At 65.5% G+C, this 13,302-nt stretch carries 13 protein-coding genes and 1 pseudogene; 4 read left to right on the top strand and 10 right to left on the bottom strand.

Going from position 1 to position 13,302, the window contains the following annotated elements; genetic code table 11:
- Positions 1-515, top strand: a 515-nt coding sequence (locus NA4_RS08760) for a phosphotransferase (protein WP_067466822.1), incomplete at its 5' end; no start/stop codon positions are given.
- A 42-nt stretch (positions 516-557) separates the two neighbouring features.
- Here the strand turns inward: NA4_RS08760 and NA4_RS40200 are convergent.
- The 6 genes from NA4_RS40200 to NA4_RS08785 all read right to left on the bottom strand — a co-directional run bounded on the left by NA4_RS40200 (position 558) and on the right by NA4_RS08785 (position 6,704).
- Entirely contained in the window at positions 558-722 is a 165-nt protein-coding gene (locus NA4_RS40200) for a hypothetical protein (RefSeq protein ID WP_157128904.1), read from the bottom strand.
- Positions 719-1,033 carry a hypothetical protein gene (locus NA4_RS08765; protein ID WP_067466824.1) on the bottom strand — a complete coding sequence of 105 codons (315 nt, stop codon included), beginning with the start codon at positions 1,031-1,033 and terminating at the stop codon, positions 719-721. The genes NA4_RS40200 and NA4_RS08765 overlap by 4 nt, the downstream gene beginning before the upstream one ends.
- 417 nt (positions 1,034-1,450) lie before the next feature.
- Complete coding sequence (locus tag NA4_RS08770) at positions 1,451-2,677, bottom strand: helix-turn-helix domain-containing protein (protein ID WP_067466828.1); 1,227 nt, start codon at positions 2,675-2,677, stop codon at positions 1,451-1,453.
- Between the two features lie 700 nt (positions 2,678-3,377).
- Entirely contained in the window at positions 3,378-3,791 is a 414-nt protein-coding gene (locus NA4_RS08775; RefSeq protein ID WP_067467034.1) for a VOC family protein, read from the bottom strand.
- A 5-nt stretch (positions 3,792-3,796) separates the two neighbouring features.
- On the bottom strand, positions 3,797-4,246 hold the full coding sequence (locus NA4_RS08780) for a helix-turn-helix transcriptional regulator (RefSeq protein ID WP_067466830.1): 450 nt from the start codon (positions 4,244-4,246) through the stop codon (positions 3,797-3,799).
- Positions 4,247-4,310: 64 nt separating this feature from the next.
- On the bottom strand, positions 4,311-6,704 hold the full coding sequence (locus NA4_RS08785) for an ATP-binding cassette domain-containing protein (RefSeq protein WP_067466832.1): 2,394 nt from the start codon (positions 6,702-6,704) through the stop codon (positions 4,311-4,313).
- A gap of 871 nt (positions 6,705-7,575) precedes the next feature.
- Here NA4_RS08785 and NA4_RS08790 point away from each other — a divergent pair.
- Entirely contained in the window at positions 7,576-7,860 is a 285-nt protein-coding gene (locus tag NA4_RS08790) for a hypothetical protein (protein WP_157128905.1), read from the top strand.
- Positions 7,861-8,214: 354 nt separating this feature from the next.
- Here NA4_RS08790 and NA4_RS08795 read toward each other — a convergent pair whose 3' ends face one another.
- Complete coding sequence (locus tag NA4_RS08795; RefSeq protein ID WP_067466839.1) at positions 8,215-8,790, bottom strand: CGNR zinc finger domain-containing protein; 576 nt, start codon at positions 8,788-8,790, stop codon at positions 8,215-8,217.
- Positions 8,791-8,982: 192 nt separating this feature from the next.
- Here NA4_RS08795 and NA4_RS08800 point away from each other — a divergent pair, with 192 nt between their 5' ends.
- On the top strand, positions 8,983-10,167 hold the full coding sequence (locus NA4_RS08800; protein ID WP_067466842.1) for an epoxide hydrolase family protein: 1,185 nt from the start codon (positions 8,983-8,985) through the stop codon (positions 10,165-10,167).
- 256 nt (positions 10,168-10,423) lie between these two features.
- Complete coding sequence (locus NA4_RS08805; protein ID WP_067466845.1) at positions 10,424-10,828, top strand: DUF6463 family protein; 405 nt, start codon at positions 10,424-10,426, stop codon at positions 10,826-10,828.
- Positions 10,829-10,957: 129 nt separating this feature from the next.
- Here the strand turns inward: NA4_RS08805 and NA4_RS42085 are convergent.
- From NA4_RS42085 to NA4_RS08815, 3 genes and pseudogenes are all read right to left on the bottom strand, one after another.
- Positions 10,958-11,064: pseudogene (locus tag NA4_RS42085) on the bottom strand (aldo/keto reductase); the annotation flags it as partial.
- Positions 11,065-11,077: 13 nt separating this feature from the next.
- Positions 11,078-12,373 carry a cytochrome P450 family protein gene (locus NA4_RS08810; protein WP_067466849.1) on the bottom strand — a complete coding sequence of 432 codons (1,296 nt, stop codon included), beginning with the start codon at positions 12,371-12,373 and terminating at the stop codon, positions 11,078-11,080.
- Between the two features lie 356 nt (positions 12,374-12,729).
- Entirely contained in the window at positions 12,730-13,257 is a 528-nt protein-coding gene (locus tag NA4_RS08815) for a hypothetical protein (RefSeq protein WP_067466852.1), read from the bottom strand.
- Between the last annotated feature and the right edge of the window lie 45 nt (positions 13,258-13,302).

Raw genomic sequence — 13,302 nt, forward strand, 5'->3', positions numbered from 1 at the left:
CGGCGGCATGGGCCGCAGCGGGTGCCGCCGTGCGGATGCTGCACGACGGGCCGCTGCCGCCGTGGCCCGGTCGCAGCCTCGACGAGATCGCGGTGGAGCTCGACGGCGAATGCGCGTGGCTCGTCACGAACGACGTTCTTCCCACCGACGTGGTCACGCGCAACCGCCGGGTTGCCGAGGCAGCGCTCCGGCAGTGGACACCGGTGTTCACGCACGGCGACCTGCAGGTCGCCCACGTGTTCGTCTCTGGTGAGGAGATCACCGGCGTGGTCGACTGGTCCGAGGCAGGCCAAGGCGATGCCCTGTTCGACCTCGCCACCTTGACGCTCGGACACGACGAGCACCTCGGCGACGTCGTGGCCGGATACGGCACCGACGTCGACCTCGACGTGATCCGCGCATGGTGGTCGTTGCGAAGCCTGCTGGGGGTCCGCTGGCTGGTCGAGCATGGTTTCGACCCGACCTCGCCAGGCTGCGAGGTCGATGTGCTGAGAACGCAGGCTATGCGCGACTAGTTGCCGCCGGAGTCTCGCTATCCCTTCGGGCGAGACAGCGCGCTAGCAATAGTCGAGCCACCACCAACCGCCCGCCAGCTCCATCGTGGGGCAGACAGGTTCGCCGAACCCGTCGTACGGTCCAGGCTCGCGTGTTCCGACGAAGTACCCGTAGCCGAGAGCATCGTCGGGGTCGGCGTTGCCGGGGTTGGCCAGGTAGGTGCTCACCCAGCTCGCCTGGTGGACCCGTCACCTCCGCGTCGCCGAGCCTTATCAGGATTGATGTAGAGCCGAACACCCTTATATACCACTGTGTTCGGCACATCGTCGTTGTCCGGGTCGCCGGAGTCCGCAGGATCCGGCAGTTCCGCGATCTCCTCGATGACGATCTGTGCTCGTGCCGCACCGGGATCAAACATCTCCTGAAACGGCCCGACGAATGACCCCCCGAGGCCGCGGTGCTTCGCCCGAATAGCCGCCCACCCGAACAGTGCCAACGGCCCGATGGTGGCGATCAGCAGTAACAAGTCCCCGCCCATGCCCACGAGCGTACCGATGAGATCCTTCGCTCGACTTAGGAGAGAGGGGGCCGGCTTTCCGTTAGTCACCGAACCACATGGCCTCCGTGATGAAAGATGCCGGTTTCCGAATCATCGTTTCGACATGGCACGAACCAGTTAGAGGTGCCCCCAGTACCCCAGGGGTATGTGTTCGCCGAGCGGAACGCTTGACCGTAGGAAGGCACTACTGCCCTATCGGGCCAGTTCCTGCAGGCATCCCGCGAACGCACTACTTTGCCGCTGGGCGGGCGTTCACCGGAGCCCATCGGACGCTGTCGTTGTTCGTGAACAACACCTGTCGCCGACTGACGGTGCCGTCGAGATTCGTGAACAACCACGAACCAAACCTCCAGCACCAACCAAGAACGTTGGGAACCAAGCCAACCAGCAACATGGTCACGCTGGCGTGCTGGCGAACAGTTCCGGCGCAGCCTTGCGCACCTTCCGCAGAACTTTTGCGGTGCGCTCAGAAGACACCGCCGAGAGGACAGGCAGCGCGGGCCGCCATAGGGACACTGCGTCCTCATGCCGTTTGAGCCGCCACCGGATCAGTCCCGTTTCAGCGGCGGACAATGCATGAATCCTAGTGTGCGTCTCAGGATTCCACATCGAATGCGACAGATACAGGTAACGTTCGGCTTCAGCGAATTCACCCAAGGCTGCGAACGCCTTCGACGTCTGCCTTGCCACGCTCGCTTTGTTCGGACAATACAGCGCCACCCACCGCGGCAACTCGGTGGTTACCTCCGGGACTATCCCTGCTTCAGCCGCCCGCAGGGTATTCCGCGCTGCGCGGTGCAGGCCTGTTTCGGCGTAACAGCGCGCCTGAGCGACCAGGAACAATGCCATGGTGTCCGGGCTCACCTTGCCGCGTGCCGTCATTACCGCGCGTTCAGCAAGTTCGGCGGCGTGCTGCGGTTGGCGAACGTCAGTGGCGTGTAAGCCGAGAATGCGGAGACAGAAGCCGTCTTGACCCGGCACTCCGGATTCCTCCGCGAGCCGCAACGCGGACAGGAAATACCGTTGCCCGATGCCGTCTTGCCCGGCGTCGTGCGCTTTGAAACCAGCCAGGTACGCCAGTTCGGCGGCAGCGCTGAACGCGGCGGCCCGGACAGTGGAATCGGTGAACCGCGACCGCAGCAGCGAGGCGACATCGGTACTCAGGAACTCGGCGACAGCGGTTCGACCGATACCGCCGCCCTTCACCTCGTCCAACCGCAGGAAAGCGTCTGTGATCCCCTGCACGGCTCGAACTTCCGCCATGCCGACCCGCGCGGAATCGTCGACTCGGATCAACCGGGCCACGTCCGACAGCGATGCCAGTGCTGTCGCGGACAGCGCCGCACTGTAGACCGACGTGCGTAGGAACGACCGCCGGTCGACATCTGCTCTGCCCAACACGCTCACCAGTGTGACAGGATCGCATGTCACTTCGCCGCAGGCGCGCGTGTAAGCGGCGACCGCCTCGGCCGAGGCGGGGCGCGTACCGGTCTCGATATGGCCGAGGTAGCTGCGCGAAAACGGTATCCGCGCCGCCAACTCGGCTAGCGAGAGCCCTGCCGCCTGCCTGGTGGCTCGCAAACGTTCCCCGATGTCCGGCGGCAAGCCGCCGTCAGTCCCCATGCGTGGATGGTAGGCGGATCTGTAGACCCGCAGTAGCCGATTCTCCGGTCCCGGACGGAAATTTGCGAGCGACTCTTGGAGCCAGCACCCACCCGGCGGGTGCGTCCGCCGTTGCCTGTCGAATCGGACGCACCGCCAGCCGTGAGCGGTCCGCGGTGACCATCACCCCGCCGGGTGGCGTGCACCCAACGACAAGCGACGTAGCAGGGGTGAAATGTGATGGCGTTCAACTGGTGGAGGGAAGACGAGCCGGACGAAACATCGGCGCAAGCAATCATCGAGCGCGTCCAGGCCGAGTGGCGCGCTGGACGCCGACACGATGAGCAGCCCGATGCCGGACTGTGGCCAGCCGGGTGGCCGCACGAAGCACCCGACCATCCACTGAGTGTTTCCGAAGCGCACCAGATTATGCAGCGCCACAGGGGATGCCGCGCTGATCAGTGCCCACGCAAGGCGGCGGCTCGCCAAACGTTGATCGACGCCGGTCGAATGCGGCCGGATACCTCGCGAGAGCCGTACTGAGGTGGCCCCGGGCCGCTACCGCCGAACAGCCCGTAATCCGGTGCCCCACAGGGTTTTCGGCACGACGATCGACAAGAAATTTTGACATCGTCTGACGCGACACCGAGTGCTCAGGCGGGCCGGATCGGCGGCCACAGAGATCGAACTGTGGCCTCCGATTCCCGCGTTGCCGGACGGCTCAGCGCAGCTCCTGGATACGGACCAGGTTGCCCGCGGGATCGCGGAAGGCGCAGTCGCGTACTCCGTACGGCTGCTCGGTCGGCTCCTGGACCACCTCGGCGCTGGCGGAGGCCTGCACCCGCTCGAAGGCGCCGTCGAGGTCCTTGGTGGCCAGGAGGATGGCGGCGTAGGTGCCTTTGGCCATCATCTCGGTGATGGTGCGGCGCTCGTCGTCGGTGATGCCGGGGTCGGCGCCCGGCGGATGCAGGACGATGGACGTGCCGGGCTGGTCGACGGGGCCGACGGTGATCCATCGCAGCCCGCCGTAACCGACGTCTTTGCGGACCTCGAAGCCGAGGGTGTCGCGATAGAAGGCCAGCGCCGCGTCCGGGTCGTCCTGCGGGAGGAAGCTCGAGTGAATGGTGATGTCCATGGCAGTCACGCTAGACGGGGCTCGGAGACCTGCGCTTCTCGATTCCTGATCGGTCTGGTCACTTGTTTCGCCACGCATGACGGCATCCCCGCCGTCTCGTTCGCCGACTCACGCTGATAGACGCTGGGCGCCACGCCGACCAACTCGGTGAAGCGTGTACTGAACGTACCCAGTGACTGGCAGCCGACCGCGAAGCAGACCTCGGTGACGCTGAGGTCGCCGCGACGCAGCAGCGCCATCGCGCGCTCGATGCGCCGCGTCATCAGATAGGAATACGGCGACTCGCCGTAGGCGAGCCGAAACTGGCGGCTGAGGTGCCCGGCCGACATGTGGACGCCGCGGGCGAGCGCCTCGACGTCCAGCGGCTGCGCGTACTCGCGGTCGATCCGATCGCGAACGCGGCGCAGCAGCGCCAGGTCGCGCAGCCGCTGCGCCGGTTCGGCCTTCCGAGTCACATAGCGGATCCTACGTCGCTACGCCGTCGCCGAGGAACTCGTCTCGGTCTTCGCGAGGGCCTGGTCAGGCGCCGACGTAGGCCGCGAGGTGCTCGCCCGTGAGGGTGGAGCGGGCGCCGACGAGGTCGGCGGGTGTGCCTTCGAAGACGATCCGGCCGCCGTCGTGACCGGCGCCTGGGCCGAGGTCGATGATCCAGTCGGCGTGCGCCATCACGGCTTGGTGGTGCTCGATGACGATGACCGACTTGCCGGAGTCGACGAGCCGGTCGAGCAGGCCGAGCAACTGCTCGACGTCGGCGAGGTGCAGGCCTGCGGTCGGCTCGTCGAGGACGTAGACGCCGCCCTTCTCGGCCATGTGGGTGGCCAGCTTCAGTCGCTGCCGTTCGCCGCCGGACAGCGTCGTGAGCGGCTGGCCGAGGCTGAGGTAGCCGAGCCCCACGTCGGCGAGCCGATCGAGGATGGCGTGCGCGGCAGGCGTGCGCGCCTCGCCGGAGCCGAAGAATTCCTCGGCCTCGGTCACCGACATCGCGAGCACCTCGCTGATGTCGCGGCCGCCGAGGTGGTAGTCCAGCACCGATGCCTGGAATCGCTTGCCCTCGCACTCCTCACAGGTGGTCGTGACGCCGGCCATCATCGCCAGGTCGGTGTAGATGACACCGGCGCCGTTGCAGCTCGGACATGCACCCTCGGAATTGGCGCTGAACAGCGCCGGCTTCACGCCGTTGGCCTTGGCGAACGCTTTGCGGATCGGCTCGAGCAGACCGGTATAGGTGGCCGGGTTGCTCCGCCGCGAGCCGCGGATGGGCGACTGGTCGACCGACACCACGTCCGCCCAGGCCGGGACGGAGCCGTGGATCAGTGAACTCTTGCCCGAGCCAGCGACGCCGGTGACGACACAGAGCACCCCGAGCGGGATGTCGACGTCGACCTCCTGGAGGTTGTTGGTCGTCGCACCGCGGATCTCCAGCGTGCCGGTGGGCTCGCGCACCGCCTTCTTGACGGCGGCCCGGTCGTCGAAATGGTGGCCGGTGATGGTGCCGCTGGACCGGAGCCCATCGACGGTGCCCTCGAAGCACACGGTGCCGCCCGCCGCACCTGCGCCAGGGCCCAGGTCGACGACGTGGTCGGCGATCGCGATCGTCTCCGGCTTGTGCTCCACGACGAGCACCGTGTTGCCCTTGTCCCGCAGCCGCAGCAGCAGGTCGTTCATCCGCTGGATGTCATGGGGGTGCATGCCCGTGGTCGGCTCGTCGAAGACGTAGGTGACATCGGTGAGCGACGAGCCGAGGTGGCGGATCATCTTGACGCGCTGCGCTTCACCGCCCGACAGCGTGCCCGAGGATCGGTCGAGCGAGAGGTAGCCCAGCCCGATTTCCACGAACGAGTCGAGGGTATGCCGCAACGCGGAGAGCAGCGGCGCCACCGACGGCTCGTCGAGGCCGCCGACCCATTCGGCCAGGTCGCTGATCTGCATCGCGCAGGCGTCGGCGATGTTGATCCGCTTGATCTTCGATGACCTGGCCTCCGCGCTGAGCCGGGTGCCGTCGCACTCGGGGCAGGTCTGGAAGGTGACCGCCCGGTCGACGAACGCCCGGATGTGCGGCTGCATGGCCTCACGATCCTTGGCGAGGAACGACTTCTGGATCTTGGGGATCAGCCCCTCGTAGGTGAGGTTGATGCCCTCGACCTTGACCTTGGTCGGCTCACGGTAGAGGAAGTCGTGCATCTCCTTCTTGGTGTACTTGCGGATCGGCTTGTTCGGGTCGAGGAAGCCCGACTCGGCGTAGAGCCGCACCGTCCACCAGCTGTCGGATTTCCAGCCCGGGATGGTGAACGCGCCTTCCGCGATCGACTTGGAGTCGTCGTAGAGCTGGGTGAGGTCGATATCGGAGACCGTTCCGCGGCCCTCGCAGCGGGTGCACATGCCGCCGGTGCGGGTGAAGGTCGCTTTCTCGGCCTTGGTCTTACCACCGCGTTCGACCGTGATCGCACCGGCGGCTCGCACCGAGGGGACGTTGAAGGCGTAGGCGCTGGGCGGGCCGATGTGCGGCTTGCCCAGTCGGCTGAAGAGGATGCGCAGCATCGCGTTGGCGTCGGTGGCAGTGCCGACCGTGGAGCGCGGGTCGGCACCCATCCGCTGCTGGTCGACGATGATGGCGGTGGTCAGCCCGTCGAGGACGTCGACCTCCGGGCGCGCCAGCGTGGGCATGAAGCCCTGCACGAACGCGCTGTAGGTCTCGTTGATCAGTCGTTGCGACTCCGCCGCGATCGTGTCGAACACCAACGAACTCTTGCCCGAGCCGGAGACACCAGTGAACACGGTCAGCCTGCGCTTCGGAATCTCGATGCTGACGTCCTGGAGGTTGTTCACGCGCGCGCCGTGCACGCGGATCAAATCGTGGCTGTCGGCAAGGGGCAGTGCCGGGGACTGCGTGCCCGTCGTCGTGGCCGTGCTCATCGTGTCTCCATCCGTTGGGCGGGGTCGCCTTCGCTGTCTCGGTGGGCGGCGCCTGGCTCGATCTAACCAGCTTCGATCAGGACGTTCGGTTTCCTTCGTCGATGCGGCCGCGGCAAGTCCGCGGTCCAGCTGCTTCACCGTGCCCGCCCTGCGGGTGGACTGCTCCCACCGGGTTGGCGGCCACGACAGTCACGCTAGGTGCGGCTCCGGGCGGGCGCTTCTCGATTCCTGATCCGATCTCCGCAGGCTCTTCCCACATGGTGGACCATCAACTATCGTGTCGTTATCTAACGGCACGTTATACGACGGGAAAATGCCATGGAGAACGCAAAGAAGCGTCGCCCGGTACGTCGAGTGGTTGCCGCCACTCTCATCGGAGGCGCGTTGGTGACGCCCGCCCTCGTCTCGCCCGAACCGTTCGTTGCGGTCACCGCGGACAAGTACTCGCATGACCCCGGCGATCGGCGTGGCTCCGGCGTGGGAGAGCGCGCCAGGAGCAGCAATCACGGCGGGTACCGAGGGCGCAACGAACGGCCCTGCCAGTACACGCCCGAGGGGCACTGCACCGGGCGGCGCTGACTGCCGCGATCCCGCACCGGCGCGATCACCAACCCGAGCATGCAATGCCCGGAGACGCGATCCGATGGATAGTCGCCCCATGCCTTCGCCTACTCCGCGAGTCACGCGGTGTCGGCGGCAGATCGCCGATCGCCGATAGGAAGATCCGATCGCGCGCTCGATCTTGATCCGACCTTCGGGCGCGGGAGCGAGGTGCCTGCCATTGTGGCGATAAGCCTTATGCGCCAACTCTTTTAGTGGTCAATCGTCGCAGGGGTGGGATCCTTTGCAGACACGACCATTCGGGGTGACGATGAGCCGGTCCACAATGAATCCGGTTGCCGCCGCCCGCGACTTCGTGTCCGCCTGCCAGACGCTGACAAGCCTCATCGATCTCGCCGGACGCCCCGCGACGTCCCCACGGTTGCGGGTTGCGCTGGCCGAGCATTGCCGTGCTCATGGCACGTCCGACCCCGGATTGGCCGCAAGCCTGTCGTTCTGGAAGCGGCGCCGAGCTTCCTTGACCCCCGACGACCATGATGCGGTTCGCGCCATCCTCGACCGCGAGGGCGTAATCCTCGATGCGGTCCGCCGCTGACCCGTATTCGGGAGCACCTCTGATATCGACAGCGATCCAGCACCGCACCGGCGAAACTCGGTCTTCGACTGTGACGCAGAGACGCCGGGCGGCATTTACGATGTGGGGCAACCATTTCTATTGGCCGGACGGGCGAGACCTCATCCTCCGCAATGTGCCCGCGCCATCGGCGCAGTAGGGGCCCGGCCCGGCCGTCCTCGATGTGGAGCACAGTGTCCGGGCCGCCGTTGGCCGGTACCGCGTCGATCCACCGGCTCTGCGGCGTACCGCGGCCGGTGCCGGGACCGGAACTCCCGTGGGAGGTCGCGGTGCTGATCGACGGCAGCTCCCGCCTGGATATACCGAGGGTAACGATTACTTTGCTGATCTGGGGTTTTCGCGCTGGTTGGCATTGAAGCGCGCCTTCTTCTGACGATTCCCGCACGTGTTCATGTCACACCATTTGCGGGTGCGACTTTGGCTGGTGTCGAAGAAGGCGGCTCGGCAGGTTGGCGATACGCACAAGGCCAATTTTCCGTCTCGTTCGCCTGCGATGATGCTGATCGCGTCGGCGGCGATCACGCCTAGGGCATCTTCTACGCAGGAAGCCGAGCTGAGTCGCCATCGCCGATTGCCCTCGGGCGTCAGGATAGCCGCGGCCCGACCCCGAGTGCTGCAGTCATTGATGACTTGGACAGCAGACGCAGGGAGAGCGTCTTGGATCGCGGCCGCTGTCGCGGCGGCGTGAATCGATTCCCTCAGTTCCCGAGCGAGTTCCAGCTGGGCGGTGGTGCAGGACTCCACGGCGAGTCCATTCACTGCCAGCCAGTCGACGAGTCGCTGCGGTGTGGGAATGCGTTCCACAGCGTTGCCACGACGCTCCGTCAGAGTCGCCGTGAAGCTGGTCGCTAGCACGTTGCCCAGACGGAAGTCAGGGAACCGAGCACGCATGGAACCACCTTAGCAGGTTGCCTGTTGACATCGAGACATGCTAGAACCGTCTTAGCCGGTTCGCGACAGATACAAGCCGGTTCCGCGATGAACGGGAGGTCTCATGCCCACACATTGGTTCGTCACCGACGCTGCGGCCGGCATTGATCGTGACGTTGTCGCCACGGCAACTCACTTCGGCGACAACATCTCATGAACCGTCCAACCAGCGACGTGCAAGCATTCGAAGCCCACGCAACTGACGCTGACCTCGACGATCTGCGCGCGCGATTAGCCGCGGCGCGGCTGCCGGAAGCTGAGACGGTCTATCGCGCCGCGCCCGACCCTCGCCGATGGGACCAGGGCGTTCCTCTCGCCGACCTCGTCGATGTCGTGAACTACTGGCGCACCGGGTACGACTGGCGGTCGTTCGAAGCGCGCCTTGACCGGATCGGCCAGTTCCGCACGACCATTGATGATCTGGGAATCCACTTCCTGCACCGCCGATCCGCGCGCGCGGACGCCACTCCTCTGATCTTGACGCACGGCTGGCCGAGCAGCGTTGCTGAGTTCATCGATGTAGTAGACGAGCTGGCGGATCCGAAAGATGCAGACGCGCCGGCGTTCCACGTCGTGGCCCCGTCGCTACCAGGCTTTGGTTACAGCGACAAGCCGGCCACCACCGGGTGGGGAATCGGAAAGATCGCGGCCGCATGGGTGGAACTGATGGGAAGGCTCGGCTACAGCAAGTTCGCGGCCCACGGCGGCGACTGGGGAGGCGTGATCACCACGGTCCTCGGCGGCAGGTTCCCGGCGCACGTTCTCGGTATCCACACAGTGACCGCGCAGGCACCGCCCGGGTTGACAACGGACGGTCTGACGGCGGCCGAGCGCAAATGGACCGAGGAAGCCCACGATTTCTGGGGCGGCGCCCGCGCGGCGTACGCGAAGCAGCAGGCGACCCGACCGCAGACCATCGGCTACTCGCTCGTCGACTCACCGGTCGGGCTTCTCGCCTGGATCCTTGACAAGTTCGCTGAGTGGACAGATACCGAAGATGGCCCGTTCGAGACGATTTCCAGAGACAGAATTCTTGACGACGTCACCCTGTATTGGCTGACGCGGACCGGCGCATCGTCAGCCCGCATTTATTACGAAAGCCACGGCGGTGTCAACTCGCTCGACCCCGAACTTCGGGTCGACGTCCCGTCAGCAATCAGTGTGTATCCCCGCGACATCGAGAAGTGTCCGCGCCCCTGGGCACAGGAGCGGTACCGACAGATCGTCCGATGGAGGTCCTCTGAAACCGGGGGACATTTCCCGTCGCTGGAGGTTCCCGAGTACTTCGTCAAGGATCTGCAAGAAGGCCTCGCGGCAGTGCTGGCCGCTAGCCGGTGAACGCGGCTGGGTCCGAGTGCGACGATGCGCAGGCCGTCCGGTAACCGTCGTACAGGCCGACAGGGTGAACCGTCGAGAGGTGCTGTTAGCGACCTGCCTGTGTTCCAGGTGATTTCGGAATCCGCCCGATTTTCGGCGGATGCTACAGCGACCCCAACTGTCTATACGGAACCGTATACATGGGATAAGCTCCGATCTGTACGCTACCGTATATATTGTCTGGAGGGCTGCGATGGAGCAGCGGAGCGCGAGTCGGATGATCAAGTGGGCCGGTTGGCTCATCACGCTGTGCGGGACCGCGCACACAATCGGCGCTTTGACGGTGGAGAAAGCCGCGCGCCACGCGGGGACCTGGTTCAGCGGGGGCTTGTGGAGCGACGACCTCGCGGCGATGAGTCCGGCCAACAGCGCGTACTGGTTGAGTTTGGCCAGCTTCGGTGTGCCACTCGTCGTGGTCGGCCTGATGGTGCTGTGGCTGGAACGTCGCGGCATCGCGCCGCCGACGTTCGTCGCGTGGATACTCGGGGCCTGGACCGTGGTCGATGCTGCAGTCCTCATGTTCACGCCATGGCCGATCTTCCTGCTCGCCAGCGTCCTGCTGCTGATCGGATCACGCCGCGCCGCCGAGCGACCACCACTGGCCAGGTTTCGACGAGTGTGAACACAAGACGAGCGTGGAACACGGACCGCGCGATATCGCTCTGTTCTACGCACTGTCGAGGAGGCCGCTCACTTCCGTCGCCGCAGGGGCAGCCGGTTATGGCAGCGCAGGCCGCGCTGTGGTGCTGCCCCGCACCAGCTCGGCCACAGCGCCGACGGTTTCCTCGATCGGCACCTGCGATCGACTCGGTGCTGGTAGTAGCGGTCGATGTGGTCGACCCCGGGCCGGCGCAGCGAGACCTTCAGCTTTCTACATGAAGGTCAGCGGCGCGGACCTGGGGAAGACGACCGGCATCGACGTCATCGCCCGGTGGAACGGACCTGGACGCCAGACGAGCTGGTCCACCGGCACCGCGAGCTCCATCTCGGGGAGGGCGTCGAGCAGTTGATCGATGGCGTTCTGCACAGTGGGGTACGCAATCGATTTCGCCGGGCAAGCATGCGGCCCGGTGCTCCACGCCAGATGCGAGCGATTGCCGATACGGTTCCCGCCTGGCTCGTCGGTCCCGCGGATCTCGGGGTCGTTGTTGCACGCGGCGAGGCTGATGACGACCGGCTGGTCCGCCGACAGCCAGGCATCGTCGATCATGATGGGCTGCCGCGGGTAGGTGGTGCAGAAGTTTGCCATCGGCGGGTCGTTGAACAGCACCTCGTCGAGCGCGTGCTCGGTCGACAGGTTCCGTCCGAGAACATCGCTGCCGTACCGGAACCGGTCGTCGGTGATCATCAGCAGCAGAGTGTTGGTGATCAGATTGCGCTGGGCTTCGAAGCCAGCGCCGTAGAAGCTCATCAGCTGCGCGAAGATCTCCATTTCGTTGAGGTTGGCCGGGTGATGTGCCAGCCGCGAGGTTGCGTCGTCGCCGGGATGTTGCCGCTTGAGCTGAATCAGCTCCATCAGCGCCTCTTTGAGCATCTTCATGCCCTGGGCGGGATTGACCGTATCGAAGCGCGCGGCCATGCCGGTCGCGACGCGCTGCCCGATCTCGGCGGGGCAGCCGACCATCTGGTTGAGGATCTCGAGCACGAGGGGAAACGCGTACTGGGTCACCAAGTCGGCGGAACCGGCCTCGCAGAAGGTGTTGATCAGCGGGATGGCGATTCTCTCGACCGCGGGGCGCAGCCCATGCGTATCGATCCCGTCGATGCTCGCGACGGAGGCCTGCCGGTAGCGAGCATGCGTGGCTCCGGTGTTGTACCGCGCCGCCGGGTACCACTCCATCATCGGGCGGACGGGAGAATCCGCGGGAATGGTCTTTTGCCAGGTTCGTGGATCCGCCGGGAAGTGGTTGGGGTCGTTGAGGATTCGCACCGCCGTCCGGTAGCCGATCACCAAGGTGGCCGGCACGCCGGGTGCCAAATCGATGGGTACGAGCGAGCCGTACTGACGACGCATCTCACGGTAAGCGCGATGCGGGTCGGCGACGAACTCCGGAGTGTACAACGCAACTCGGCGGTCATCGGTATCGACAACCGGTCCGCGCTGGACGGGGCGCGTTCCGGTCGAAGCGGTGCGCGGCGCGGATGCTGGGGGCTGTGGTGTGGTCAAAGACGTGACTCCAGACGATGGGCAGGAATTCGACGAGAGTGATCAGAGAGCGCGGACACGTACTTCGATCACGTGTCGAGCGAGATCAGCGTGTGTCGGGTGCCAGGTCGAGCGCAGCGCCCCGCCGAACCGATCGACCACGACCGCCACGGCGCTCAGCAGTGTGATGGGTCAGAACCATGAAAACACCACGGCGGTCTCTTGATTCATCAGTCCTCTTGTCGTTGACGGGTTGAACCTACTACAGCCTTCCGCTACCTGCCGTCCGACAGCTGGCGCCTCGCACACGCTAGCAACATTGCGCCGGAGGTCAACTCTGGCGACCCGCAGCCGGTGGCACGAGCCGGAGTGCGGCGCTAGCCGTGCTGCCGGGTCTGGTCGGGTACTGATTCCGGCTCATCGGCCCACAGCAGATCGCCGGCGGCGGTGTAGGAGTGGTCCGGAGGAATGATATTGGGATTGAAGGATTCCCGGATATAGCAGAGCGGCCGATCGACAAGCACGATGACGTATGCTTTCGCCGCACAGAGGCGGCCATCCGGCCATCTCGTCAAGCCCGCCCGCAATATGTGACGACGCTGGGATACGCCCCGAGAAATCAAGCTGTAACCGATCGGCATCCGGACATCGTCGACTCCATACGCGGCCGCGGGGCCCGCGACGGTGACGACATGATTGACAGATATGGCCACGCTGTCGGAATTGATCAGGCAGGAGCGGCGGACGATAACGCGGTCGGCGCCGGACACCTGCAATGCATCGGTGACGGTGGTGGGTAGCCGGTCGGCCGCCATAACGTCCTGGCGGAGCACACGAACCTGGAGTTCCGTCCTGAGTATCGCCTCGAGTACCGGCATGGTGGAGCCGTCGCTGGCCAGCAGCATCCTGGTGAGTGGATGGCCGAACCGCCCGATTTCATCTCTGTTCAT

Origin of the sequence: Nocardia amamiensis NBRC 102102 (assembly GCF_001612745.1) — a bacterium.
Lineage (GTDB): Bacteria > Actinomycetota > Actinomycetes > Mycobacteriales > Mycobacteriaceae > Nocardia > Nocardia amamiensis.

What these genes read in the sequence shown, in the direction of transcription:
- NA4_RS08785 (WP_067466832.1), bottom strand. Translation starts at nt 6,704, where the DNA reads ATGAGCACGGCCACGACGACGGGCACGCAGTCCCCGGCACTGCCCCTT.
- NA4_RS08800 (WP_067466842.1), top strand. Translation starts at nt 8,983, where the DNA reads ATGAACCGTCCAACCAGCGACGTGCAAGCATTCGAAGCCCACGCAACT.
- NA4_RS08790 (WP_157128905.1), top strand. Translation starts at nt 7,576, where the DNA reads ATGAGCCGGTCCACAATGAATCCGGTTGCCGCCGCCCGCGACTTCGTG.
- NA4_RS08805 (WP_067466845.1), top strand. Translation starts at nt 10,424, where the DNA reads ATGATCAAGTGGGCCGGTTGGCTCATCACGCTGTGCGGGACCGCGCAC.
- NA4_RS08795 (WP_067466839.1), bottom strand. Translation starts at nt 8,790, where the DNA reads ATGCGTGCTCGGTTCCCTGACTTCCGTCTGGGCAACGTGCTAGCGACC.
- NA4_RS08815 (WP_067466852.1), bottom strand. Translation starts at nt 13,257, where the DNA reads ATGCTGCTGGCCAGCGACGGCTCCACCATGCCGGTACTCGAGGCGATA.
- NA4_RS08765 (WP_067466824.1), bottom strand. Translation starts at nt 1,033, where the DNA reads ATGGGCGGGGACTTGTTACTGCTGATCGCCACCATCGGGCCGTTGGCA.
- NA4_RS08770 (WP_067466828.1), bottom strand. Translation starts at nt 2,677, where the DNA reads ATGGGGACTGACGGCGGCTTGCCGCCGGACATCGGGGAACGTTTGCGA.
- NA4_RS08775 (WP_067467034.1), bottom strand. Translation starts at nt 3,791, where the DNA reads ATGGACATCACCATTCACTCGAGCTTCCTCCCGCAGGACGACCCGGAC.